Source organism: Gracilimonas sp. B-17 (assembly GCF_056857935.1).
In genome coordinates this window covers 45,517-70,555 of record NZ_JBSXOA010000011.1, presented here as the reverse complement: position 1 = coordinate 70,555, position 25,039 = coordinate 45,517, and the positions used below count along the sequence as shown (strand labels likewise).

Below are 25,039 nucleotides of genomic sequence, written 5' to 3'. Positions count from 1 at the left end.
TTAATTTCTTAATGGTTTCCCCTTTTTCAGCATATGCTCCATTCTTGACAGGGTTCGATCGTCCTGAAGGCATTCGAGTATGGCTTTACGTTCCAATTTTAAGAGGTAAGATTCAGGTACTTCCTGCTCTTCACTGAGATCTCCACCGGCTAATACATACGCTACTCGTTCAGCCACAACCTTGTCATAATCGGTTATATATTTACCCTCATGCATTACATGTAGCATTAGCTTCATCGCAGCAAGGGCTGTTTTACCCAATACCTTGACCGGTGTTTTTGCCGGTGACTGATAACCTGCCTCTACCAAATTCAATGCTTCTTCTTTAGCTCTTTTGATCAGTAGATCCCGGTTCATCACTATAGAATCATCAGGCCGCAAATAACCTAATTCTTTTGCCAGATGCGCACTTTCGGATACTTTTGCCATGCCAATCGTCTTGAACACTTCCCGGATGAAAGGAAGCGGATCTGCATCACCTTCCAGTTTATCCATGGCTCGTCTGAGCAGTTCCGTTGTGCCGCCACCGGCCGGTATCAAACCAACGCCTACCTCAACCAGGCCCATGTAGGTTTCGTGGTGTGCCACTACTTTATCTGAATAGAGGCAGAATTCTACTCCTCCGCCCAGCGTTTTGCCAAATGGTGCAGCAACTACAGGAAAAGGCGCATCTCTCAGGGCAACCGCTGTTTTCTGAAAATTGTTTACAGCAGATTCCACACTTTTCCAATCATCATTCTGTTTGGCAGTCAGTGCTTCTTTCAGGTTTGCTCCGAAGGCAAAGTTATCTCCATCATGACTGATGACCAACCCATCAAAATCTTGCTCTACTATGTTTAAAACCTTGTGGAGTGAATCAACCAACTCTGCTCCAAGGGTTGAGTGTGGGGTTTTGAATTCAAAAAGGACAACACCATCACCCATGTCGTGCAGAGTGCAGCTATTATTTTCCATAACCGGTTCTTGCCCTTTTCTCAGATGTGCAGCCTTGATCTCCCCTTTTGCCTCAGGTGGCATTTCTACCATTTTTTTCTTTGCAGGTGCATAGACTTTTCCATCTGCATAGAATGTATTGAAGCCGGATCCCAGCATTTCAGATATCAATGAAGGCACTTCTTTTCCTTCTTTTTCGATCCTATTCGCTGTTTCTTCTAAGCCCAATGCATCCCAGCGTTGGAATGGCCCCATTTCCCAGTTGAATCCCCACTGCATCGCCCTATCGATCGAAAGTGGTGAGTCCGTGATCTCCGGGATACGATTAGCTGCATACATAAGGAGGTCTCGATGAACATTCCAGAGGAACTCACCGATCTTACCTTCAGAATTCACTAAAAATTTAAGTCTTTCAGATGTATCCTTGATCTTATTGGCTTCATCGAGGATCTCGGCATCCATTTTCTCCTGAGTTTCATACTCAAAAGTCTCTGGATTAAGAACCAGATACTCTCCATCTTTTTTTTTGTAAAAACCCTTTCCTGCCTTGTTTCCGATCATACCCTCATCAATCATTTTTTGGAACTCATCCGGAAGATCGAAGGTCTCCTGCATTTCATCATCAGGGATGGAAGGATACAGGTTTTTGGCTACATGATTGGTCACATCATTTCCGGCCATATCAGCAGTTCTGAAAGTGGCTGCTTTCGAGTACCCGGTTAATGTCCCCGTCAGTAAATCTATTTCTTCTGCCCTGAACTCACCATTAAAGAAATAGGGCATAATATTGGCAATTGAGAATATCCCGACCCGGTTTGCAATAAAGTTTGGCGTGTCTTTACAGATCACCACGCCTTTTCCAAGGGTTTTCTCGCAAAAGCGATGCATATACTCCCTGACCTCATCAGAAGTTGAGTCTGTTGGGATCACTTCAAATAATTTCATGTATCTGGGCGGATTGAAGAAATGAGTCCCCAGGAAGTGAGCTTTCATATCATCTGAGCAATCTTCGCCGATCTCTGAAATGGGCAATCCGGAGGTATTGGAACTTACAATAGCATCTTTCTTACGGATCTTATCGATTCTGGACATCATATCTTTCTTGATGTCCATTTTTTCTATGATCACCTCACAGATCCAGTCTGCTTCTCCAACTTTATCAAAATCATCCTCAAAATTACCAACCTTAACCCTTTGTGCGAATTCAGGTTTACCAAAAGGGGCCGGCTTCATCTTAGTTGCTTTTTGAAGGCTTTCCTCTGCAATTTTATTGGGTCTTTCCGGCTCGTCACTTTTCAGGTCCAACAAGACTACATCCAGGCCCGCATTTACACAATGAGCTGCGATCTGACTCCCCATCACACCTGACCCCAAAACTGCTACCTTTTTGATTCTGTATTTTTTACTACTCATAATTATCAATCTCTTTTAGAACTGCAATTACCCTTCTGATTCCTCATCTGCATATATCGAATCAATGATATCCTTGTATTTTTTGTTGATCACGTTTCTTTTCACTTTCAGTGTTGGTGTGATCTCACCTTCCTCTATAGTAAACTGATCTTTCAGGATCTTGAATTTCTTCACTTTCTCCCATTTTGACAGGTCGGTGTTTACTTTATCCACTTCTTTCTGTATTCGCTTAATGACATACTCATTTTCAGTAATATTATCTTCAGGAAATTTATGATGGGTAGTCTCAAATCGTTTTTTCATATTTTCCCAGTTAGGTACGATCAGTGCTGCACAAAATTTATGCTCACTGCCAACAACTACAGCCTGTTCAATAAATCCACTGTTAACAAGTGCATTCTCAATGGGCTGAGGGGCTACATATTTACCAGTTGACAATTTGAACAGTGATTTTTTACGATCGGTGACAAATAACCATCCGTCCTCATCCAAATGCCCGATATCCCCGGTATAAAACCAACCGTCTTCATCGATCACTTCATCAGTTTTTTCAGGCATCTTGAAATAGCCTTTCATGATATAAGGTCCCTTCGCAAGTATCTCGCCATCTTCTGCAATCTTTAACTCGACATCTGCAATTGGCTTCCCTGATGATCCTATTCTAAGCTCCCCCTTAGGAGGTCCTGTGAGTACCGGAGAAGTTTCTGTCAACCCATAACCCAAACCACAATAGATCCCAATGCCATTGATAAACCGGGCTATATTTGGGGAAAGAGCAGCCCCACCCACATTAAATCCAACCATATTGCCACCAAATAGCTCCCGTATGTTGGAATAGACCAGTTTATCCGCAATTTTCATTTTCCATTTAGAAGGTGGGTTATCCGGATCGTAATTCTCTGCAAGATTGACGGCCCAATAGTATAATCTCTTCTTTATCCCACTAAATTCCTGCCCCTTTACCTTGATGCCGGTCACCACCTTCTCCAGTAGTCTTGGAACCGTGACAAGGTAGATTGGCTTCACGGTTGCAAAATCCTCCTTGATCTCATCCACGTCTTCAATATAATAGGGAGGAACACCACAATACGCATAGATATAGGAAGCTGTACGTTCAAACATATGAGCTAACGGAAGATATGATAACACCTTAGGGGCATCATACTGTCCTGGTTCGAATGGAAATATCTCGTAAGCAGCCAGTGCATTACGTGCAATATTATCGTGTGTCAGCATAACCCCTTTCGGTACACCGGTTGTACCTGAGGTGTAGATCAACGTGGCCAGGTCTTCCGGCTCTACGTTACTTCTGAGTTTCTCAAATAAACTTGGATCCTCCTCTCCTTTTTTGTGGCCTATTTCCAGGATCTTATCAAAGGTCTTCAGTTTCTTGTGCTTAGACTCTGACACTGAAATTATCGCCTTAATATTTGAGACCTCTTTGATAAGTGGTTTGGTCTCAGCAAATACCTCATCATTTGAAACAAAATGAACTTTAGACTCCGAGTTTTCCAGGATGTACTTTATTTGGTCGCCGGGCTGAGTCGTATAGATAGGTACCACTGCTGCCCCGATCGAGAGTACGGCTTGATCTATTATCAGCCATTCAGTTGAATTTTCAGCATGCAAAGAAACTTTATCTCCTTTGCGCACGCCAAGTTCATAAAGGCCCAGCGCCAGATCACGAACCATAACCTTAAAATCATTTATGGATGTTTCAATCCATTCCCCGTTTCTTTTGACAGCAGAATAAATCCCGGATTTATTTTTCTCATAGCCCTGTTCGACTATCGATAAAATGGTAGTTGGATCGTATTTCATTTTATTTCCATATCATGTTCTCGGATAATGATTAATATACACTTTCAATACACATTTGAAAGCGTTTTCATACATTTACTGAAATAACTTAACACCGTTAATCAAAAGCAAATTTTATGTTCATTGAGGATAGCCTTAAAGATAAAGCGGATATTTACTTTAATTTTAAACACAAACATATGGGGCACGCTTTAGGCATTGAGTTTGAATATGTGGGTACAGATAAGTTGATCGCTTCAATGCCGGTCAATGAAAATTCAGTTCAGCCTTTTGGGATATTACACGGAGGTGCCTCAGTTGCCCTAGCAGAGACCTTGTGTTCTGTTGGTGGCTGGTTTCTGTTGAAGGATGAACATAAAGCCGTAGTGGGATTAGAGATCAATGCCAATCATATCCGCTCTGTTAAAATGGGCGGAAGGGTAACCGGTACGGCTAAACCGGTCAATCTGGGTAATAAAATTCAGGTTTGGGAATGTGAGTTACGCAACGAAAAAGATAAACTTGTGTGTTCCTCAAGGTGCACATTGGCCATCATCAATGATCCACAGATATAATGAAAATTATCTTAAGCAATTTTAAATATGTGCACTAAGGGTCTCTTCAATTAGCTTTTGTTGAGCAGGCCTGAAACTCTCCATGGCCTGTAAACACACATATTTCACCTTCTTGTTTTTAACCCTCCTGAGTTTATAATTAAGCAAGAACCATGGATCCATTTCACCATGGATCATCATAGCCTGTTTATTTTTCTTCAGTATGGCTCTGTGATTCTGTATATCCAGATAGTTTGCCAGAAAGATCGCTGAAAATTGATCCGTACTTCTAAATGGGTATTTGATGTTCTGTTCAAATAGCTTTGGGTTTTCTTCAAAAAATGACCGGATCGTCTCTTTTTGCACCGGATGAGGCACATGAGGTATAAAATAATATCGATCTTCAAATCCCGCTAACTGCGCAGATCGGATCTGTAAAAGAGTATGCATCGACCTTGTGATCCCAAACAGTTTTTTAGTGAACTTGCTAAACAGTTCATTGATTTTCATTCTAAATGGGCCATAATCACTGATTTTATGCCATGTTCCCTGTATCACTGATTTATCACCCTGAAAGAAATCCCCGGGTTCTGCCTTTCTCGATAGAACAAAATCATCATTGAAATAAATAAATCGCTCGGCCAGTCCCGGAATACGCCACAAACCCGATTCTATCGTTCTTGTATTGAAGGTTGGAAGCGCCCACTCATACGACTTAAAGATCTCTTTATGGTCTACAATATGGATGTCATGAACTTCCATGAATTCCTCCGAAAGAAATTCCGGAACCTGATCATCCGTTACTATGAAAATTTTCCTTATCCAGGGAGCGAATCTAATAATTGAATGAATACAATATTTTATCTCATCATTATTTGAAAACCGTGTGGTATCAGCTCCACTCGGTAAAGTATTAATACCATTTTTTTCTGTGTTATTGAGAGCGTTCAACCTTTTATTTCGGTGCACCGGATCTTCCCCATCTACCCAAGTAATGACCGCGTCAATATTTTTACCTTCTGTTATCATTTAACAAGCTGAAATTTATTAGGCGGAAAGATACCCCCTTTTGTCATTAAATATATTTAAGACCGCTTCTACTTTAACTATAGAAGTAATAGCCATTATTTATTCCCGAAACATGACTGTAACCCACAATTACTATTAAATTTATAAACGCTATTTTCTAAACTGGGTATTTTTCCAGTCTTTAAATAAATGCGCCACTTTTAGTCGCTGATATTTACCTGTGGAAGTAACAGGCATTTCGGAACCAAAAACTACCACTTTTGGGGCTTTAGAATATGGTAATTGATCGTGACAATGATCAAGAATTGATTCTTTGTCAGGTTTTGCTCCATCTTTTAATTGTACATAGGCCCCAACTTCTTCTCCGTACCAATCGTTCTCAAATCCAACTGCAATTCCGGCTTTAACACCCGGAGCTTTATTGATCACTTCATCAATCTCAAGAGGTGATAAATTGACTCCCCCACGGATGATCAATTCCTTCAACCGTCCTATAATAAAAAAATACCTATTACCTTTATCATCCTTTTTTACAAACCCTTCATCACCACTTCTGAACCATCCATTCTTAAACGCTGATTCATTCGCTTCAATATTATTGAAATATCCCTTCATGACATTCACTCCACGAATAACGATCTCTCCTCTTTCACCTTCAGGTACAGATTGACCTGCTTCATCCTGAATATCCATTTCATTTGCCGGTATCGGTATACCAATACTAGGATATCCAAAGTCACGCATCCATTTTTCATGTTCATTTTTAGGTTGTTCCACGGGAAGAAAGCAGGAGTAACAGGTTGTTTCTGACAATCCATACCCATGTATAATTGGCACATTGAACCTTTCTTCAAAATTCTGTGCCACTTGAACTGTCAAGGGACCGGCACCACATATGATATGATGGAGGGATCTTACTTCCGGCGTTTTTCTGTCTTCATAATAACTTGTTAGATACTGTAGCAAAGTTGGAACCACACTGACAATATGTACACTTTCCTTTTCAACAATTTGAAAAAATTTCCCGGCACTGAACTTTTCATTCAATACGGTTGACCCTCCAACAAAGAAGGGTGTTATCATTGTAACCACGGTTCCATTGACATGATGTATTGGCAACACACACATCATTTTTGTTTGACCATCAATGTTATGCCATTGAGATATTGCCCTGGCATCCTCTAGCAGATTTCGCTGTGTAAGAACCACCCCTTTTGGGTTGCCGGTTGTACCTGAAGTGAATACTATTAGTGCATCACTCTCTATATTCCGGGTCTTTTCAGGTGTGTCACCTTCATTTATCTGAAAACATTGAGGGTCATCATCGCAGGCAACCAAAAACAGGTCCTTTAAAGATCCATTCTCATTTTTAATGTGCTGGATGCGTTCGAGATAGGTATTTCTTACCAATGCCAGCTTTACCTCTGCATTTTCCAATATGTAAGCGATCCTTCCATCATCCTCTCCCAGATTCACCGGAACGGCAACCAGGCCATAATACCAGGCTGCAAAATATTGAACCACCGTATGCCAGTGATTATGTGAGATAGTAGCAATTTTGTCACCTTCATTAAGACCTTTCGATCTAAAAAACCTTACCGTTCTTGTTACATGCTTATAAAAGTCTGCATAAGATATCTCAACCCTGTTTTGATCAGAATCCCAATAGCTTAAAAATGTTTTTTCATTAAACTTTCCCCTTTCAAGCAATTTAGGAAAGTCAGTATTTAGGTTTTCAGGCCTTTCTTCCAGATCCCTCGCATGGTTTATCTTTTCTTCTAAGTTGTTGAACCTCATATTATTCCAACAATTTTTAGTTAAAAGTGTAGCGGATGTTCACCTGAAAGGCAAGCTAACTTTTCAGGTAAATAAGTGACACCTTGCTTAAAAATCAATTTTCAATGTTTATACATCATTGTTTAGCCGGCGTTCTTGGTATGGTCATGATCTGTTTCTGACGCCCATCAATATACCAAACCCCGGTGCTGTCAAAGTAAGCATCTTCCTCTAGCATGATCCGTATTTCCTTTCCCCATTCTTCTATATAGGTAGCATTGTTTAATTCGATGGAGTAAGCTGTATTTAAGTTCAAAGGATAGTCGCCATCTCCCGGTACTCCGCCCTGAGCATCCCACATACCTAAAGTGGTTCCAGCAGCGTGCCCATGATACCCAAGGGGATGAGTGTATATACTTGGTTTAAGACCTTCATCAATTGCTTCCTGTCTCGACATCGCCAATACTTCATTACCCGTTCTGCCTTCCTCAAAATTATTGGTGAAGATATCCTGCAACCTGTTAGCATTATCAAAGGCTTTTTTCAAATAAACCGGCACCTCTGTTTCCCCCGGTTTCAAAATATATGCATGCTGCTGTGTATCAGTATTTAATCTCAGGTACTTAATACCAAAGTCTACATGTAAGAGATCTCCCGGCAATATCACATTATCTCCCGGACGGCTATCAAATGTTCTGAGATGATCAAATGATTCAGGGTCAGCTCTTTGAATGGAAACACTTGGATGAAACCATGTGATCAATTTTAGCTCTCTGATCCTTTCCCTGAACCACCATACAACATCATCAGTCGTTGTCACTCCCGGTTGAATGACTCGGTCTGAAAAACCTTCAGCAATGATCTCATGAGCAATTCTTACGATCTGAGGATATATCTGCATTTCCCTGGGGGTTCTAGTCTCCAGCCATCCAACTGCCAGTTTCTCAGCTGAGACCAGTCGATTCGAATATTTTTCACCTATGGCTGCTTTCATCTCTTCATGATCGGTCACCACCAATCCATCTGCATGCCCCCAGATCTCTGAAATATTAATGCCGATCTTGTCCGGATCACGTTCTTTTATGATCTCAGCCAGCCTTTTCCATTGGTCAGGTTCTTCTTCCGGATCCCAGGCTTTCTTGAACATATCCCCTACATCATATCGGGCAACGGCAAGGGTCTCAACTTTTCCATTTCCCAGGTTGTGCATTACCAAAATGGTACGTCGCCGTGCTGCATGCCAGGTAGCCGGTAAAAACGTTTTGATCACAGGGTCTTCGTTGTACTCCCGTGATACGATCACCCACATATCAATTCCGGTTCTCTCCATAAGGCCGGGCAGGATATTTTCTACCCTGTCTTTCAGCAAATCATCGATCACTACTGCTCTGTCTCTCATACTGAGGATCTTGGGGTGGTCTTGTGCAAATATTGGTAGTGTCAAAAGAGAAACAAGTAAAAGTAGAATGGCTTTCTTCATGCTGTTCTGTTTGTGTTGAGTTTTGCTGAATATGAAGAGTAAAATTCAGAGGTGCAATTCCTTATCAGGCTTTAACATATGGTAAAAAAAATCCCGCACAGATCAAGATCTGTGCGGGATCATAATATTATTCATAAGAGTTTCAGCTTACATAGAAGCCAGTTCTCTTAACGTTTTTGCAAGGGTTCTTACCTTCTCAGGCTGTGATGATGAACCTGCTTTCCCTTCAATATTGCCTGCCAGTTCTCTTAACACTCTGGTATTACGTGAATTTTCAGCAGAGTAGATCCCGGATCTCAGTGATGCAATATCTGCATTACTCAATCCATTATCTCTGTCGAGCTGATCAACATATGCTTTAGCCAGCGCATAGGTGGTCGGCCATTCAAGTTTTGGCTGACCCTGTGCGTTAAGGTATTCAAATGTAACTGTATTGGCTGCATCGATCTCATTTTGAGTGAGATAAGGACTTGGCTCAAGCATAAATATATCGAGACCACGTGCGATCTCAGAGTTTACGATCATGCCATTATACCAGTAAACCGACCAGCTTCCACCCATGGCCATTTGAGTTCCATCAACAGGACCTCTGTCATGGTAAGCGATCTCTACAGGATTGCTTGGGTCTGTCCAGTCAAATATTGAGATACCACCCTGATACCATGATTGAACCATAACCTCACGCCCGGGTACCGGTATCAGTGATCCATTGTGAGCTACACAATTTTCATTTACAGATTGTGGCGCCGGCAATTTATAGTAACTCTCAAATTCCATCTTGCCATTATTAATGGTAAAGATAGCATTTGCACCCCATTCAGTAGGATCTGTTTCACGACACTTAGGCTGACCACCGCCACCCCACTCATCAGTAAACATTACTTTGTTGCCATCGTTACTGAATGTGGCTGAATGCCAGTATGAGAAGTTTGAATCAGCTACTGCATCAATACGTTTAGGATTGACCGGATCAGTAATATCAAGTAACAATCCATAACCCTCACAGGCACCACCGGCTAATCCGATCTCCGGATACAGGGTGATATCATGGCATTGGTTTGGACCTCTGTTGTCCATGTCATCGTCACCGCCACCAAACATCTGTGCGATCATATCAGGCAGTTGCTCCCTTAGTGCCGCACTGTCTGCTGCCGTTGGGGTACCGGTATCATTTCCTCGCTGCTGCATTACATTTCCGATCAACTGATTTACAAAACGATCCGGAAGTACACGAGGCTGACCACCCAATTCTACTACAAAAGCACCAGATTCACGAGCTTCTTCAATTGCTGCAAGATCAGCAGGAGCAAGTCCATGAGTTGGAGCAGCTTCAAGGTCTTCGAAGATCCTTGGTGAGTTTACAATGGCAGATTCCTCCGGGTTATTCAGTGGCACTTTGATGACTTCAATTCTGAACAAAGCTGAATTTGGATCATCATCCGGAAGTGCATTCACGCAACCCGGTAATTCTTCTTCCGGACGTACCGGAGCTGAACCTGAGATATAAACATATACGTTCTCATCATCATTTGGATCTTTAAGTACGGAATGTGTATGCGAACCGCGGCATGTTTGCACATTTGCAACATACTCAGGCTCTTCTACATTTGTTATATCAAAGATACGAAGTCCTCTGAGTCGTTCTTCACTTACGCGATCTTCAACACCTTCGGTACCGCAGTCAATTCGACCGCCAAACCCCTCTCCAGATACAAAAAGCAGGTTCCCATAAACAGAAACATCACTTTGTGAAGCTGGACAGAGATAGTCAGTTACTAATTCAGGTGACCTTGGGTTTGAAACGTCCCATACTATCACCCCATTGTAATTACCCTGAAAAACATAATTGTCTTTGAATGCAAGGTCAGAGTTGGTTACCCCAACAAAATCTGCCGGTGGCCTTTTTTGTGAAACAAGTTCCATGTTCCAGATCGCCTCTTCAGCATCAAATAGTCCTGCTCCCAGACCTACCCGAGGGTCAGGTGTTGGAGGTGTTACTTCTGTCATGGCTTTGGGCTGAATAGCTGGTTCCACTGTTTTATTATCGTCTACCATAGATGATGACGAACAAGCATAAAAGCCAAAAATCATACTAACTAAAAACGCCAGTATTACATTAGATTTCCTCATCACTTTGGATGAGTTCAAGTTTGTAATGGTTTTCTTCATACGTTGATTGTGTGTGTTGTTGTTATTGTTAAATTTGATTGATAAACCCATTAATTTATTAATTAGAGGCTGTGATATTATCCAGCATTAGTTGCATCCTGGCGATCTCAGTTCTTTGATCAACTTGAATATCACTGGCCAGTCTGAAGGCGGCCTCATCCCGGGTTGCACCATCCGTGTTGAAAAGCTCTGTAACCATATGAACGGCCCCTTTGTGATGCTCTATCATGTATTTTAAAAATAAGCGGTCAAAATCTTTTCCCCGGGCCTCACTTAATTCCTGTAGTTGCTGTGGTGAAAGCATGCCCATCATATTGGTGTGATCCATTTTCATATGATCTTCCCCTAATCCGTGAACCATCATTTTAAGACCTTCAATATGCACTTCAGGAACCGGTTGTTCCCGATCTCTGAGCCAGGTCTGCATAAGACTGATCTCATCTTTCTGCGCATTTATTATCCTTGCGGCGAGGGTCTGAACCTGTGAACTTGCTCCGTTTTCCGGTGCCAGACGAGACATGATCAAGGCCTGCGAATGATGTGCGATCATACCGGTCATGAATTTGACATCATCCTCGGTAAAATTCATGCGGGCACTATCCTGTCGTGCCCAAAATAATTCTTCCATCTCCGCTTCGTTCATTCCCGACGTAGTCTGAGCTTCAGCAGAAGACATTTGTGAGGTTGTACTCTCTGTGCTTTTACAAGCTATACTACCAATCATTAAAAATGACAAAACCGTGATCTTGGAGATCACTGAAATCTTTTTGCTACTCATTTTCACCTTATCCATAACTTAAATTTGTTGCATCATTTTTTCTCAGGCAGATATTATAAGGTCATTCTTGATGAAAAACCATTTCTAAAGCATGTTATACATTCGGTTTTCTTTAACCTGATCAGTACCATCTACGTACGGGACCTGCTTTTGTTATAATAAGATCAATCCAACCATTCAGATCTTTTTTTCTTTTCAGTCGCACTTATTTCATTTGTTACTCTCGTTAGATATGCTGAATCCTCAATAAGGGTAACCATGGCAGACTTAATCTCTCCCCATCTTCTGAATGTAACTTTGATCGTATCACCGGGTTTATGATCATTTAGAATTTCTTCCACATCAGCAACGCTCTTTAATTGCTTACCTGAAATAGAAATGATCTCATCTGTAGCTTCAATTCCGGCATTATATATCGGAGAACCTTTGATCGCATTACTTCTTAAGATACCAATACCATTTTGAATGCGAATATCAGTACCTAAACTTGCTTTTCCCGGATTAGCTTTTCCAAAATGAACCCCCATTTGAGACAGTAAAGACCTATAATCAGGCATCTGACTATCAAAGATATATTTTTCAAAGAATTCGGTTGCAAAATCCTGTCCGGCATATTCTCTCAGGGTAGCTTCAATGTCTCTGTTAGTATAGGGGACCTCGGTTTTACCATATTTCTCCCACATAAGCTTCATGAAATCATCAAGATTCTTATTACCATCAAGTGTCCGAAGTGAAAGATCAAGAGCAAGCCCCAGAACACTGCCATAAGTATAGTATGAAATGAAGGTGTTCTCACGGTTCACAGGATCCACCGAACGGGCTGCATCTACAAACGGGGCCTGATAACTCATCTCTACCGGATCAAAATATTGCCTCCCCGGATGGTTGAATACATAATTGATGCCACCGGCCAAGCCTTCCACATACTCTTCATGTGTTCTAATACCTGCCCTTGTCAGGATCAGATTAGTGTAGTAGCTGGTAAATCCCTCGGCAAACCATAGCTCTCCGCTCATATTGGCTTCTTCAAAATTGAAAGGTTCCAGACTTGCCGGACGTATGCGTTCTACATTCCAGGTGTGTACAAATTCATGAGATATCGTCCCAATACTGGTTTCACCAAGTTGTCTTTCTAATGGCTTTGAGTTCGTAACAACCGTCGAATTTCTATGCTCCATTCCATCACCACTGGCATTGGGCAAAAAACAATTCAGAAAGACATATTCTCCAAAATCGAGATCTGGAAGTTCCCCGAAAACCTCTACCTGTTCCTTTACAATGGCCATAACCTTGCTGAAATATTCATCGACTTCTGCTTCAGTAGATCGAGTATGTAGAGCCATCTTTATTGTTTGATCACCTATCCTGGCAGATCGTTTATACAGATCCGCAATTTCTACAGGGCTGTCCAAAAAATAATACAGATCCGGTGCATAAAATTTAGTTTCTGTCAATGGCTTTAATTGAGTTGCTATCTTCCAGTTCAGATCTTTACGGATATTAAAGTGGACTTCAATAGGCCGATGCTCATAGCCTCTTGCCCAGGCAAAAGTTGCCGGCATATTGAGGTGTGCATGGGTTTCATCGATCTGTGAGTAAGTACCATCCCCACGATTGGCAAATAATGTATATTCAAAATATACGATACCATCATGGCCGCTAACATTCCATTGGTGTGGATTTGGTCTTGTCACCTCCAACTCATTACCTTCACTGTCTGTTGCCTTTACTCCATAAACGTTCTTGGCAAACTCATGCAGTGCATACCGTCCGGGTGAAGTTCGGCTCATTCTCAGCTCAAGAACTTTATCCTCAAGATTTGAGAACTCTATGCGGATCTCTGCTTCATGGTGTACAGCATTTTCAAACGAAATATTATACTGGGTCACTGTTTGAGCCCTTGCAGACAAGATTAGAATAATAGAAAAAAACAGGGCTGTTGATACTTTTCTCATGACATGGTTTATTGAGTTGAAGGAAAAAAGGCAATATGAAGAGAGTTTTATTCAGACGCAAAGAGCTAACACGTAAAACATTTGAAAAAGCAAATTGGCTGTGACCGCAAAATATCCAATAAAAAATCACACCTAGTGGTTATTGCAATAAACAGATAAAAATTGCTTTTTACGTTATGTAACAATTAAACAGAAGGGGATTCAATTATGGTTAAAAGTTATCAAGCTCCAAAAAAGAAAAGGCCTAAATTCAAGAATCAGGCTACACAGGTCAAGGATTTCATGACCAAAAAGCTGATCACATTTTCACCGGATGACTCCATGGGACAGGTGCTTCATACTCTTGTTAAGCACGGTTTCTCAGGTGGACCCGTTGTGAATGATGAAGGTGAACTTGTAGGCATCGTGTCTGAGGGGGATTGTGTTAAACAGGTGGTCAGGGGCAAATATACCAATACCCCTGAGCTCAACGGTATTGTAAGCGAATACATGACTCCGGACCCAATTACTGTAAGCTCGAACGAAAATATCATTGACGTTGCACAAAAATTCCTGAAACTGAGGCTACGCCGTTTCCCTGTTGTTGACAATGGGAAACTTGTAGGACAGATCAGTCAATATGATGTCATGGTGGCTGTCGATTCTCTTAGAAACGAAACCTGGAGTTGATCACTCGGATTTTCTAAATTTCCCAAAGTAAGTAGTGCCTGTTACTCATCATCAAGCCAGGAGTATGGATAACTTGGATCATCCAGCCTCATAGCTTCTTCAGTAACGTACATTGGGTGAAAGGTATCGATCATTACCGCATACTCATCTGTTTCCTCGGCACCAATGCTGGCTTCAGCTTTACCGGGCTGAGGACCATGAGGAATGCCCCCCGGGTGAAGCGTGATATCTGCATAACCAATGCCTTTACGGCTCATAAAATCACCCTCCACATAGTATATCATCTCATCTGAGTCTACATTGGAATGATTATAAGGCGCGGGAATTGAATCAGGATGATAATCAAATTTACGCGGGCAAAAACTGCAAACTACATAGTTATGCCCCCTGAAAGTTTGATGTACCGGAGGTGGTTGGTGAATGCGGCCTGTAATAGGTTCAAAATCGCGAATATTAAAGATCCAGGGATACAAGTAACCATCCCATCCGACTACATCACAAGGATGATGATCCACTGTGTAATGATGAAACCGACCTCCTTTTTTTATCCGGATCTCAAACTCTCCTTCCTCCGGAAAGAATAACTGCTCAGAGGGTAACCTGAAATCTCTTTCACAGAAAGGAGAATTTTCCATGAACTGTCCCATTTCAGACAGATATCGCTTTGGAAAGTCAATAGGACCTGTGGAGTCCGCAAATAAATACCTCGCATCCTCTGACTCAAAATTGATCTGGTAGGTTGTACCTCTAGGTAAGTAAATGTAGTCGCCCCAGCCAAAATCAAGACGCCCGAATACGGATTGAACATGTCCTTCTCCTTCATGAATAAAAAGCAATTCGTCATGCTCCCCGTTACGATAGAAGTAATCCATGCTATCTGTCGGTCGTGCCACACCTATCTGAATATCATTATTGAACATCAGCACCTTACGTCCAGTAATAGGATCACCCCCGGCAGGAACATCCTTGGTCTTCAGCAAACGATGCCTCAGAGTCTTTTCATCTGCCTTCTTAACCTCAACCTTTGCTCCTTCCTCTATCTTACTTACCCGGGTTGGCATATTATCGTGATAAAGCAGCGAACTGTTTCCATGAAACCCCTCTGCACCGAACAATTCCTCAGTATAAAGCTCGCCATCCTCTCTGCGAAATACCGTATGTCGTTTGTGCGGGATCTTACCTAATGCGTGATAGTACATAGTTGTTGAGTTAAAAATGAAAAGTTAAAAATGAAAAATGGGACTGATCCATAATTCATTTTTCATCTTGAATTTTGAATTTCTTACAGATTGCCTCTCAGGTCTTGTTCACGTTCTATAGCTTCAAAAAGGGCTTTAAAATTACCTTTCCCAAAACCGCGGGCTCCTTTACGCTGTATGATCTCATAAAACAAAGTAGGACGATCCACTACGGGTTTTGTAAAGATCTGCAGCAGATACCCTTCATCATCTCTGTCTACCAAAATACCCAGTTCTGCTAGCTTATCGATCGGTTCATCGATCTTACCAACGCGGTCTTCGAGTTCTTCATAGTAAGTGGTTGGTACCGTAAGAAACTCAACTCCACGATCACGAAGTTTACTTACTGTGTCAATGATGTCCCCGGTAAGCATAGCCACGTGCTGAACCCCGGGTCCTTCAAAGAAATCAAGATACTCTTCGATCTGTGATTTTTTCTTACCGTCAGCCGGTTCGTTGATAGGGAATTTTATCATCCCGCGCCCCCCTGCCATAACTCGACTCATTAAAGCCGAATATTCAGTGGAAATATCCTTGTCGTCAAAACTAATGTATTGGGTAAATCCAAGAACATCCCGATAAAAATCGACCCAGCGTTCCATTTGCCCCAATTCAACGTTACCTACGCAATGATCTACAAATTGAATCCCGACTGATTCTGTTTTCACAAGGCTTTCCTTAGGTTGAAATCCAGGCATGAACAGACCCTCATAATTTGAACGATCAATAAATGAGTGGATCACATCACCGTAGGTTTTTATAGCAGCTTTGCGGATTTTACCATGGTCATCTTTCATATCATGAGGCTCCAGCACGGGCTCTGCACCACGCTTAACGGATTCGTTGAAAGCACGATCAACATCTTCTACATGCATGGCAATATCCTTGATCCCATCACCATGTTTGTAAATGAATTTGGCTATAGGTGAATCGCTATTCAAGGGGCTTGAAAGTACGAACCGTATATTACCTTGTTCCAGGTAATATGATGCCCGGTCACGGATCCCGGTCTCTAAACCGGAGTACGCCTTTAGCTCAAAGCCGTAAGCAGTGATGTAAAAGTGAGCAGCCTGCTTGGCATTATTTACATAGTGTTCAACATAATCAACATCCTGCAAACCAAGATGATCATCGAATTTTTCTTCTACGGGTCGTTTCAGAGTATCTTGCTTTCCAGCCATTTTACTTTATTCTCTTTTGTTTTAATTAGCTTAATGCGCCTTTCCGTTTTTTAACGATTTTAAACTATCTTTCGAATGATTGTAAGGCTCGTATTGTTTAATTTACAAAATAAAAAAGCGCTTCCACATGGAGAATCAAGAAAAGTTAGACGAATTTCAAGCTCGCATCGATGCGGGAGAGAAAATTGAACCCAAAGATTGGATGCCGAAACGGTATAGGCAGCAACTAATTAGAATGATGAGTCAGCATGCTCACTCTGAGATCGTAGGTATGCTTCCCGAAGGCAATTGGATTGAAAGAGCTCCATCACTTAAAAGGAAACTCGTACTGCTGGCTAAAGTGCAGGATGAGGCAGGGCATGGACTATATTTATACAGTGCGACAGAAACATTGGGTATTGAAAGAGATGAGCTCGTAGATCAGTATCTCTATGGCAGTGCCAAGTATTCAAGTATCTTCAATTATCCTACTATGACCTATGCTGACATCTGTGCTATCGGGTGGTTAGTGGATGGGGCTGCAATCGTAAATCAAACCATGCTTGCCCGCTCATCATATGGCCCGTATTCCCGAGCCAATGTTCGTATCTGCAAGGAAGAAAGCTTCCATAAGAAGCAAGGTTACGAAATGATCGCAAAGATGGCTTCAGGAACACCGGAGCAGCAAAAAATGGCTCAGGACTCCGTTGACCGATGGTGGTGGCCCAGCCTTATGATGTTCGGACCACATGATACTGATTCCCCAAACAGTGCAGAACTCATCAAATGGCAGGTCAAACTTAAGACCAATGACGAACTACGCCAGCATTATGTTGACCGAATGGTCATGGAAGCAGACGCTATCGGGCTTGAAATTCCTGATCCTGACCTAAAGTATAATGAAGAAACCGGGCATTGGGATTTTGGAGATATTCCCTGGGATGAATTCTGGGATGTTGTAAAAGGAAATGGGGTCATGAACCGTGACCGAATAAAAGCGAGACGATCGGCTCACGAAAATGGTGAGTGGGTACGTCAAGCTGCCAATGCTTATGCTCGTAAGAAGAAATTAAGTCAGGAAAAAGCATCATAAAAAGGACTCAGAAAATTCTGAGTTCTGACCCTTCTATTTTAATTTGAAATCAAGAATTTAAATGTCAGACAATAATTCCAATAAAGACAATTGGCCACTTTGGGAGGTCTTTACTCAACCAAAATCAGGAAAACCCCATGAGCATGCAGGAAGTCTCCATGCATCAGATAAAGAGATGGCTCTCCAAAATGCCCGTGATACCTATGCCCGTAGAAATGAAGGGGTAAGTATCTGGGTTGTTGAATCAAAGCACATAACTGCTTCAACACCTGATGATATGGGACCGTTTTTTGACCCTGCTAATGATAAACCATATCGGCACCCGCAATTTTACAGTGTTCCAAGAGCCGTTAAGAAAAGGTCTTAGATTGGAGCAACCTTGCAGCGTTCGATAGATCCTGTGAGCGTTGCGGGTAAAAGTATGAAAGCCTTAAACCAAACGCTTCAAGGTCTTCCAGACGCTTGAAGGTTTTACTTAAGAAATTGATAAAACACTCATGACTACTGAAACAAAAGAATTGACAAAAAAAGAAGCTTTCCTAGTCTATTTACTCAGGTTAGCTGATGATCGTCTTATTTTAGGACAAAGAATGTCCGAATGGTGTGGGCACGGACCTCAGCTTGAAGAAGATCTGGCTATGGCCAATATGGCTTTAGATCTTATTGGGCATGCCACAGCATTGTATGAGTATGCCGCAGAGATCGAAGGTGAAGGACATGATGAAGACTATTTTGCTTACTTCCGTGATGACCGCGATTTCACGAACCTCCAGCTTTGTGAGCTACCCAAAGGCGATTTCGGATTTACCATTGCCCGGCAATTTTTATTCAGTGCATTCAGTTATTTCCAATACGAAAGGCTGAAAGAGGCAAAGGACGAGCAATTTGCAGGAATGATCAATAAGCACCTGAAAGAGATCAAGTATCACCTTAGACATTCCCGCGAGTGGGTCCTTCGTTTGGGTGATGGAACTGAGGAAAGTCATAACAGAATTCAGGAATCATTCGATGAGCTCTGGATGTATACCGATGAACTTTTCTACATGGATGAAGTAGATGATCTCATGATTAAAGAAGGAATGGGTGTTGATTCATCTGAGTTCAAGGACGAATGGAAGAATTTGGTAGAAGACACTTTAACTGAAGCCACCCTGTCTGTTCCTGATTGGGATCAGTTCATGATGAGTGGAAGCCGGAAAGGAATTCACACCGAACATTTAGGACATATGTTGGCACAAATGCAGTTTTTACGACGTTCCTATCCTGATGCTGAGTGGAAATAAAATAGATTTAAGATTTTAGACGAGAGATGTAAGCCTTCATCCGGAATCGTCTTTTATCTTTCATCTAACATCTAACTACTATTAATGACAACTACCCAACTATATACTGAAGAGCAGATCTGGGACTTTCTTAAGGAAGTTACCGATCCTGAAATCCCTGTGTTGAATATCGTGGAAATGGGGATCGCGCGGAAGGTTGAGGTGGATGAGAAAGGTCAGGTTTTAGTAAAGATCACTCCTACCTATTCCGGGTGTCCGGCTATGAATGCCATTGAGAAATTGGTGAATGAAAAACTGGAAGAACGGGGCGTAGTGAATTATACTGTAAAGCTCGATTTCGCTGAAACCTGGACTACGGACTGGATGACAGATGAAGCCAGATCAAAACTCAAGGATTATGGGATAGCTCCTCCTGATAAGTCTGAAGAGGAAGATGATTTCCTGAAAAGTTTATCAAGCACCAAAGTGGTACCCTGCCCCTTCTGTGATTCTTTTGAAACCGAATTAGTTAGCCAGTTTGGGTCAACTGCCTGTAAATCACAATATTATTGCAACAACTGTGAGCAGCCTTTTGAGCATTTTAAGTGTATTTGAATTACTTGCACAGACCTCATCTTAAAACTACTTATTTGATATAAAAAACAATACTGACCATATTGTTTACACAATAATTCTATATACAGTAGTTTAAACTATAAAATAATCCAAGTAACTGTGATCAAAACAAATCTTACCAATGGTGTTTTTACAATTACATTAGATCGGCCGGATAAACTCAACAGCTTTAACTTTGAGATGGCCGATCAAATGAAAGAAGCACTCCTGGAGGCAGAATCGAATGAAAAGGTAAGATGTGTTTTGTTGACCGGAATAGGCAGAGCATTTTGTGCAGGACAGGATCTTGCTGAGGCTACTGAGGTTTCTAATGATCCAGATCGTGACCTGAGTGAGATCGTTTATCATACCTACATTCCTATCATAAAGGGCATACGTGAATTGGAAAAACCTGTTGTATGTGCGGTTAATGGAACAGCAGCCGGGGCCGGAGCCAATATTGCACTAGCCTGCGATATCGTGATCGCCAGTGAAGAAGCCAAATTCATTCAGTCCTTTTCTCAAATAGGTCTCATTCCCGACAGTGGTGGAACCTATATCTTACCAAGACTTATTGGCTTAGCCCGCGCAACAGCGTTAACCTTTCTCGGTGAAAAAGTATCAGCACAGGAAGCTGTTGAAATGGGCATGATCTGGAGATCGTACCCTGCCGATGAATTCATGAATGAAGCCAAAGCTATTGCTTCAAAACTATCTCAAATGCCAACCCGTGGATTTGGACTCACAAAACGGGGATTCAATGCCGGTTTTTCAAATGATCTGGAAGAACAAATGAAGCTTGAAGCAAAACTACAAGCTGAAGCAGGAAACACTTATGATTATAATGAAGGCGTCCAGGCTTTTTTAGAGAAACGAAAACCGGAATTTAAGGGTAATTAGCGACAGGGATATACTAACTCAATATTTCATTGAAATTAAGAACACTTCCAGGCAAACTTTTGGATATCAGTTGCGTACTCTGCGGTTTAACGAATACAAATTGACCGTTATGAAAATTGAGCTTAACAGAACCTTAAAAACACTTCTGATTTTTGAAGAACTGACTCTCTTCATTGGATCCATAATCCTATTTGAATTGACCACCACATATAGTTTGTGGCTGTTTGCTCTTCTTTTTTTTCTCCCTGATGTCTCATTTGTTGCTTATTTGATCAATACTAACATTGGTTCCAAGGTTTATAATATTCTTCACCATAAAGGAATCATGATCGCAATTGGCTTTATCGGTTATATAACTGAAGTTGGTTGGTTACTCGCTATTGGTATCATTTTTCTTGGTCATGCCGCTTTTGATCGCATATTCGGTTATGGGTTAAAGTTTTCTGACGACTTTAAACATACACACCTCGGTCGGATCGGGAACTGAGTAGCTTATTTTTTTACTTTAAAAGCTGCTAAACTCAATTTTTGGTACATATTTTAAACAGTATTCCGCTTTGGATTTATTATCTTGGAAGCGATTTTTCAGACGTTAATCAAACATTTTTCTATGATACCAAATGATACGAAGGTCGGTGTGATTGGAGCCGGTACAATGGGAACTGGAATAGCACAGGTTGCAGCAACTCAGGGCCATCATGTTTACCTGTATGATGCTTACCCTCAACAACTCGAAAAATCAAGATCCGGGCTGGAAAGCATCCTTGCAAGACAGGTAGAAAAAGAACGGATGACGCAAGATGAAGTAAACGGAATCCTTGACCGCATAGAATTTGTGGACAACATCACCAATTTCGGTGAATGTGGCTTTGTGATCGAAGCCATAGTTGAAGACCTTGACATTAAAAAGGATACATTCTCCCGACTTGAAGGGATTGTTTCAAGGGATTGTGTTTTAGCTTCTAATACCTCGTCACTTTCAATAGCAGCTATTTCTTCAGCTTTGAAAAGACCTGAACGGTTTTTAGGAGTTCACTTTTTCAACCCTGCTCCTCTGATGAAACTCGTTGAGATCATTCCGGGAATTGCTACGGATGACGATATTTTTAAATCCACCAAGGAATTCATAAAAAGCTGGAATAAGATCACCGTTTCAGGAAAAGACACCCCCGGATTTATTGTAAATCGAGTGGCAAGGCCATTTTATGGAGAAGCACTTCGGATTTTCGAGGAAGGTATTGCTGATGCCGCTACCATTGATTGGGCTATGAAAGTGATCGGAGGTTTCCGAATGGGGCCGTTTGAATTGATGGACCTGATAGGGCATGATGTGAACTATGAAGTCACAAGCACTGTCTTTGAAGCCTTTTATTACGACCCGCGTTTCCGCCCTTCTTTTGCTCAAAAACGTATGGTCGAAGCCGGGTGGCTCGGAAGAAAATCAGGCCGTGGTTTTTATAACTATAAAGATGAAACAAAAAACCCTGCCCCCAATAAAGATGAAAAGATCGGGCAGGAGATATTTGATCGCATCCTGACCATGCTCATCAACGAAGCATGTGATGCCGTATTTATGAACATCGCCTCGGTTGAGGATGTGGATCTGGCCATGCAGAATGGTGTAAACTACCCTAAAGGCTTATTACAATGGGGCGATGAGATCGGACTTAAAAATGTGCTCGACCGAATGACAGCCCTTCAAGTTGAGTATCGTGAAGACCGATACCGACCTAATCCATTATTGAAGAAAATGGTGGCTGAGGGTAAGAGTTTCTATGAATAAAAGAAGTCAGAAATCAGAATTCTGAGTTCACATATAGACCTATGAGTAAAAAAACACACCCCATCATCAACAACATGCTCCAAAACGATCCCTTCTCCCAATGGATGGGAATTGAGGTCTTGGAATCTGAGCCGGGCTACTGCAAACTCTCTATGAAAATAAGGCAGGAAATGACCAATGGTTTTGGAGTTTGCCATGGTGGAATAACATTTTCTTTAGCAGACAGTGCCCTGGCTTTTGCATCCAATTCCCGCGGTTCAGTTTCTTTAGCACTTGAGAATAATATAAATTTCACAAAAAAAGTGAATACTGGAGATACATTGACTGCCGAGACGGAAGAGATCCAAAATGGAAGAACGATCGGTGTTTATAAGGTCCGTATTTCAAATCAGAATAACGAATTAGTGGCAGAGTTTAGAGGCACGGTTTACAGAACTGGTAAGTCACATCAATAGAGATGTAAAACTATAGATTAAAGACGAAAGATCTTAAGAATGCATAATTACAAGCAATTAGACGTTTGGGAAAAAGGAATTGAATTGGCAGTATCAATCTATGATCTGAGTAGAAAATTTTCTACTGAGGAAAAGTTTGGAATGGTGTCCCAAATGAGACGTTGCTCAGTCTCAGTCAGCTCTAATATAGCTGAAGGTGCAGGAAGAAACTCTGATAATGAATTTCGTCATTTCTTACACATTTCTTTCGGCTCTTGCCCTGAACTTGAAACACAATTATTGATTAGCCAACAGCTTGGTTATATATCCTCTGATCAACTTAAAACCATTTAGTCTGACTTATCAGAAATTCAAAAGATGATTTTTACTCTAATCAAGAAATTCTCTTAAATCTTTTATCTAACATCTCATGTCTAATAAACAAGCATACATCATTGACGGTATAAGAACTCCAATTGGTAAGTTAAAAGGTGCGCTCTCTCCTATCCGGGCAGATGACCTTGCTGCGATCCCCATCAAAGAACTCATCAATCGAAACCCAGAAATTGACCTGGAAGCCATTGAAGACGTGATACTTGGCTGTGCCAATCAAGCCGGTGAAGATAACCGAAACGTGGCCCGTATGGCTTCTCTTTTGGCCGGGATTCCGGTTTCAGTACCCGGAGAAACAGTGAACCGACTGTGTGCCTCCGGAATGAGCGCTACGGTAAAAGCCTACCATGCCATCAAAGCCGGTGAAGGAGATCTATTCATTACCGGTGGGGTGGAACATATGACACGCGGACCTATGGTTTTAGGCAAAGGATCTTCACCTTACTCCGGAACTACTGAAATGCACGACTCCACATTTGGCTGGCGCTTCATCAATCCAAAGATGGAAAATATGTATGGAACTGATGGTATGGGAATGACTGCAGAGAACGTCGTAGAGATGCACAAAATCAGTCGCGAAGATCAGGATAAATTTGCGGCTTGGAGTCAGCAGAAAGCCGGAGCCGCTCGTGATTCCGGCAGACTTGCCAAAGAAATTGTCCCAGTTGAAATTCCAAGAAGAAAACAAGATCCCTATCTATTCGAACATGATGAGTTTATGCGTCCAGAAACTACTGCAGAAGTATTATCCAAACTTCGGCCGGCCTTTAAAAAGAATGGGACTGTAACCGCAGGTAATGCCTCGGGGCTTAATGACGGAGCCGGAGCTTTATTAATTGCATCAGATAAGGCTGTTAATGATTTTGGGCTGAAACCCAAGGCGCGTATAGTGGCACATGCCGTATCAGGTATTGAACCAAGAATTATGGGACTTGGCCCGGTAGAAGCCGCTCAAAAAGTATTGAAACGAGCAGATATGAAGCTTGATGATATGGATGTCATCGAATTGAATGAGGCATTTGCAGGACAATCACTTGGTGTGACACGATTGCTAAATATGGAAGACAACGATCCACGGCTCAACCCGAACGGAGGTGCCATAGCACTTGGACACCCACTCGGCATGACCGGACAACGATTATTGCAAACAGCCACAGTTGAACTTCACGAAAAAGGATCTCACAAATATGCCCTATGTATGCTCTGTGTGGGCGTCGGACAAGGCATGGCTGTGATTTTGGAGAAAGTATGATGTTTTATTTTGAGATTAAGAGACGGAGTTATTGAGTAACCTATGGTGCTATGTATAAACTATCTGAATTGGAATCATGGAAATCTGCTCGTGAGTTAAGACAAATGATTTCAACCTTAGTAAAGCAATTACCAAAAGACGAAAAATTCAGATTGAAGGATCATATTATTCGCTCCTCAAGATCAGTTCCAGCTAATATAGCGGAAGGATTTGGTAGATATCATTACCAAGAAAATATTCAATATTGCAGAATGGCTCGTGGTTCACTCTATGAAACTCAAGAACACTTAATTTGTGCATTAGACGAAAAATATATTAACGAAAAGCAATCTCTCAGTAACTCAATCTCTTAA

The 25,039-nt window shown here is 41.6% G+C and carries 23 protein-coding genes; 13 read left to right on the top strand and 10 right to left on the bottom strand.

The features are described from left to right. Together AC13FX_RS05150 and AC13FX_RS05145 are read right to left on the bottom strand one after the other, a co-directional pair. A complete protein-coding gene (locus AC13FX_RS05150; RefSeq protein WP_482879429.1) occupies window positions 1–2,346 on the bottom strand; it encodes a 3-hydroxyacyl-CoA dehydrogenase/enoyl-CoA hydratase family protein in 2,346 nt (781 codons plus the stop codon). Between the two features lie 27 nt (window positions 2,347–2,373). Next, window positions 2,374–4,167 (bottom strand): AMP-dependent synthetase/ligase, encoded by a 1,794-nt coding sequence (locus AC13FX_RS05145; protein WP_482879428.1) that lies wholly within the window; start codon window positions 4,165–4,167, stop codon window positions 2,374–2,376. A gap of 116 nt (window positions 4,168–4,283) precedes the next feature. Here AC13FX_RS05145 and AC13FX_RS05140 point away from each other — a divergent pair, with 116 nt between their 5' ends. After that, window positions 4,284–4,721, top strand: a complete 438-nt coding sequence (locus AC13FX_RS05140) for a hotdog fold thioesterase (protein WP_482879427.1) — start codon at window positions 4,284–4,286, stop codon at window positions 4,719–4,721. 21 nt (window positions 4,722–4,742) lie between these two features. Here AC13FX_RS05140 and AC13FX_RS05135 read toward each other — a convergent pair whose 3' ends face one another. From AC13FX_RS05135 to AC13FX_RS05110, 6 genes are all read right to left on the bottom strand, one after another. Further along, window positions 4,743–5,729 carry a stealth family protein gene (locus tag AC13FX_RS05135; protein WP_482879426.1) on the bottom strand — a complete coding sequence of 329 codons (987 nt, stop codon included), beginning with the start codon at window positions 5,727–5,729 and terminating at the stop codon, window positions 4,743–4,745. 150 nt (window positions 5,730–5,879) lie between these two features. Continuing rightward, window positions 5,880–7,526 (bottom strand): class I adenylate-forming enzyme family protein, encoded by a 1,647-nt coding sequence (locus AC13FX_RS05130; RefSeq protein WP_482879425.1) that lies wholly within the window; start codon window positions 7,524–7,526, stop codon window positions 5,880–5,882. A gap of 115 nt (window positions 7,527–7,641) precedes the next feature. Further along, window positions 7,642–8,985, bottom strand: a complete 1,344-nt coding sequence (locus AC13FX_RS05125) for a M24 family metallopeptidase (RefSeq protein WP_482879424.1) — start codon at window positions 8,983–8,985, stop codon at window positions 7,642–7,644. A gap of 147 nt (window positions 8,986–9,132) precedes the next feature. Continuing rightward, the gene (locus AC13FX_RS05120) at window positions 9,133–11,154 is read right to left on the bottom strand and encodes an LVIVD repeat-containing protein (protein WP_482879423.1); all 2,022 of its coding nucleotides are present in this window, start codon (window positions 11,152–11,154) and stop codon (window positions 9,133–9,135) included. A gap of 58 nt (window positions 11,155–11,212) precedes the next feature. Then, window positions 11,213–11,932 (bottom strand): DUF305 domain-containing protein, encoded by a 720-nt coding sequence (locus AC13FX_RS05115; RefSeq protein WP_482879422.1) that lies wholly within the window; start codon window positions 11,930–11,932, stop codon window positions 11,213–11,215. A gap of 164 nt (window positions 11,933–12,096) precedes the next feature. Beyond that, the gene (locus tag AC13FX_RS05110; RefSeq protein WP_482879421.1) at window positions 12,097–13,887 is read right to left on the bottom strand and encodes a M61 family metallopeptidase; all 1,791 of its coding nucleotides are present in this window, start codon (window positions 13,885–13,887) and stop codon (window positions 12,097–12,099) included. Window positions 13,888–14,094: 207 nt separating this feature from the next. Between AC13FX_RS05110 and AC13FX_RS05105 the strand changes: the two genes are divergently transcribed. After that, window positions 14,095–14,556: a CBS domain-containing protein gene (locus tag AC13FX_RS05105; RefSeq protein WP_482879420.1), complete on the top strand. Its 462-nt coding sequence runs from the start codon at window positions 14,095–14,097 to the stop codon at window positions 14,554–14,556. 41 nt (window positions 14,557–14,597) lie between these two features. On the opposite strand, the gene AC13FX_RS05100 is transcribed toward AC13FX_RS05105, so the two are convergent. Then, on the bottom strand, window positions 14,598–15,755 hold the full coding sequence (locus AC13FX_RS05100) for a homogentisate 1,2-dioxygenase (RefSeq protein WP_482879419.1): 1,158 nt from the start codon (window positions 15,753–15,755) through the stop codon (window positions 14,598–14,600). Between the two features lie 83 nt (window positions 15,756–15,838). After that, the gene (gene hppD, locus AC13FX_RS05095; RefSeq protein WP_482879418.1) at window positions 15,839–16,975 is read right to left on the bottom strand and encodes a 4-hydroxyphenylpyruvate dioxygenase; all 1,137 of its coding nucleotides are present in this window, start codon (window positions 16,973–16,975) and stop codon (window positions 15,839–15,841) included. Window positions 16,976–17,102: 127 nt separating this feature from the next. On the opposite strand from hppD, the gene paaA reads away from it, so the two are divergent. From paaA to AC13FX_RS05040, 11 genes are all read left to right on the top strand, one after another. Next, window positions 17,103–18,047 (top strand): 1,2-phenylacetyl-CoA epoxidase subunit PaaA, encoded by a 945-nt coding sequence (paaA, locus tag AC13FX_RS05090; RefSeq protein ID WP_482879417.1) that lies wholly within the window; start codon window positions 17,103–17,105, stop codon window positions 18,045–18,047. Between the two features lie 61 nt (window positions 18,048–18,108). Beyond that, complete coding sequence (gene paaB, locus AC13FX_RS05085) at window positions 18,109–18,414, top strand: 1,2-phenylacetyl-CoA epoxidase subunit PaaB (protein WP_482879416.1); 306 nt, start codon at window positions 18,109–18,111, stop codon at window positions 18,412–18,414. A 130-nt stretch (window positions 18,415–18,544) separates the two neighbouring features. Next, window positions 18,545–19,330 (top strand): 1,2-phenylacetyl-CoA epoxidase subunit PaaC, encoded by a 786-nt coding sequence (paaC, locus tag AC13FX_RS05080; protein WP_482879415.1) that lies wholly within the window; start codon window positions 18,545–18,547, stop codon window positions 19,328–19,330. Window positions 19,331–19,414: 84 nt separating this feature from the next. Then, a complete protein-coding gene (gene paaD, locus AC13FX_RS05075) occupies window positions 19,415–19,924 on the top strand; it encodes a 1,2-phenylacetyl-CoA epoxidase subunit PaaD (RefSeq protein ID WP_482879414.1) in 510 nt (169 codons plus the stop codon). 120 nt (window positions 19,925–20,044) lie between these two features. Beyond that, a complete protein-coding gene (locus AC13FX_RS05070) occupies window positions 20,045–20,824 on the top strand; it encodes an enoyl-CoA hydratase-related protein (RefSeq protein WP_482879413.1) in 780 nt (259 codons plus the stop codon). Between the two features lie 109 nt (window positions 20,825–20,933). Beyond that, a complete protein-coding gene (locus tag AC13FX_RS05065; RefSeq protein WP_482879412.1) occupies window positions 20,934–21,311 on the top strand; it encodes a DUF4260 domain-containing protein in 378 nt (125 codons plus the stop codon). 123 nt (window positions 21,312–21,434) lie between these two features. Continuing rightward, entirely contained in the window at window positions 21,435–22,607 is a 1,173-nt protein-coding gene (locus tag AC13FX_RS05060; RefSeq protein ID WP_482879410.1) for a 3-hydroxyacyl-CoA dehydrogenase NAD-binding domain-containing protein, read from the top strand. A gap of 41 nt (window positions 22,608–22,648) precedes the next feature. Next, window positions 22,649–23,062: a hydroxyphenylacetyl-CoA thioesterase PaaI gene (paaI, locus tag AC13FX_RS05055; RefSeq protein WP_482879409.1), complete on the top strand. Its 414-nt coding sequence runs from the start codon at window positions 22,649–22,651 to the stop codon at window positions 23,060–23,062. 39 nt (window positions 23,063–23,101) lie between these two features. Further along, the gene (locus AC13FX_RS05050; protein WP_482879408.1) at window positions 23,102–23,395 is read left to right on the top strand and encodes a four helix bundle protein; all 294 of its coding nucleotides are present in this window, start codon (window positions 23,102–23,104) and stop codon (window positions 23,393–23,395) included. A 76-nt stretch (window positions 23,396–23,471) separates the two neighbouring features. Next, the gene (pcaF, locus tag AC13FX_RS05045) at window positions 23,472–24,686 is read left to right on the top strand and encodes a 3-oxoadipyl-CoA thiolase (protein WP_482879407.1); all 1,215 of its coding nucleotides are present in this window, start codon (window positions 23,472–23,474) and stop codon (window positions 24,684–24,686) included. 50 nt (window positions 24,687–24,736) lie between these two features. After that, window positions 24,737–25,039, top strand: a complete 303-nt coding sequence (locus tag AC13FX_RS05040; protein WP_482879406.1) for a four helix bundle protein — start codon at window positions 24,737–24,739, stop codon at window positions 25,037–25,039.

Bases quoted from the DNA above. Each gene is read 5' to 3' on its own strand.
- AC13FX_RS05110 (WP_482879421.1), bottom strand. From the start codon at position 13,887: ATGAGAAAAGTATCAACAGCCCTGTTTTTTTCTATTATTCTAATCTTG.
- paaC (WP_482879415.1), top strand. From the start codon at position 18,545: ATGACTACTGAAACAAAAGAATTGACAAAAAAAGAAGCTTTCCTAGTC.
- AC13FX_RS05115 (WP_482879422.1), bottom strand. From the start codon at position 11,932: ATGAGTAGCAAAAAGATTTCAGTGATCTCCAAGATCACGGTTTTGTCA.
- AC13FX_RS05125 (WP_482879424.1), bottom strand. From the start codon at position 8,985: ATGAAGAAAGCCATTCTACTTTTACTTGTTTCTCTTTTGACACTACCA.
- paaB (WP_482879416.1), top strand. From the start codon at position 18,109: ATGTCAGACAATAATTCCAATAAAGACAATTGGCCACTTTGGGAGGTC.
- AC13FX_RS05120 (WP_482879423.1), bottom strand. From the start codon at position 11,154: ATGAAGAAAACCATTACAAACTTGAACTCATCCAAAGTGATGAGGAAA.
- AC13FX_RS05105 (WP_482879420.1), top strand. From the start codon at position 14,095: ATGGTTAAAAGTTATCAAGCTCCAAAAAAGAAAAGGCCTAAATTCAAG.
- AC13FX_RS05065 (WP_482879412.1), top strand. From the start codon at position 20,934: ATGAAAATTGAGCTTAACAGAACCTTAAAAACACTTCTGATTTTTGAA.
- AC13FX_RS05040 (WP_482879406.1), top strand. From the start codon at position 24,737: ATGTATAAACTATCTGAATTGGAATCATGGAAATCTGCTCGTGAGTTA.
- paaA (WP_482879417.1), top strand. From the start codon at position 17,103: ATGGAGAATCAAGAAAAGTTAGACGAATTTCAAGCTCGCATCGATGCG.
- pcaF (WP_482879407.1), top strand. From the start codon at position 23,472: ATGTCTAATAAACAAGCATACATCATTGACGGTATAAGAACTCCAATT.
- AC13FX_RS05150 (WP_482879429.1), bottom strand. From the start codon at position 2,346: ATGAGTAGTAAAAAATACAGAATCAAAAAGGTAGCAGTTTTGGGGTCA.
- hppD (WP_482879418.1), bottom strand. From the start codon at position 16,975: ATGGCTGGAAAGCAAGATACTCTGAAACGACCCGTAGAAGAAAAATTC.
- AC13FX_RS05140 (WP_482879427.1), top strand. From the start codon at position 4,284: ATGTTCATTGAGGATAGCCTTAAAGATAAAGCGGATATTTACTTTAAT.
- paaD (WP_482879414.1), top strand. From the start codon at position 19,415: ATGACAACTACCCAACTATATACTGAAGAGCAGATCTGGGACTTTCTT.
- AC13FX_RS05050 (WP_482879408.1), top strand. From the start codon at position 23,102: ATGCATAATTACAAGCAATTAGACGTTTGGGAAAAAGGAATTGAATTG.
- AC13FX_RS05060 (WP_482879410.1), top strand. From the start codon at position 21,435: ATGATACCAAATGATACGAAGGTCGGTGTGATTGGAGCCGGTACAATG.
- AC13FX_RS05100 (WP_482879419.1), bottom strand. From the start codon at position 15,755: ATGTACTATCACGCATTAGGTAAGATCCCGCACAAACGACATACGGTA.
- AC13FX_RS05135 (WP_482879426.1), bottom strand. From the start codon at position 5,729: ATGATAACAGAAGGTAAAAATATTGACGCGGTCATTACTTGGGTAGAT.
- paaI (WP_482879409.1), top strand. From the start codon at position 22,649: ATGAGTAAAAAAACACACCCCATCATCAACAACATGCTCCAAAACGAT.
- AC13FX_RS05130 (WP_482879425.1), bottom strand. From the start codon at position 7,526: ATGAGGTTCAACAACTTAGAAGAAAAGATAAACCATGCGAGGGATCTG.
- AC13FX_RS05145 (WP_482879428.1), bottom strand. From the start codon at position 4,167: ATGAAATACGATCCAACTACCATTTTATCGATAGTCGAACAGGGCTAT.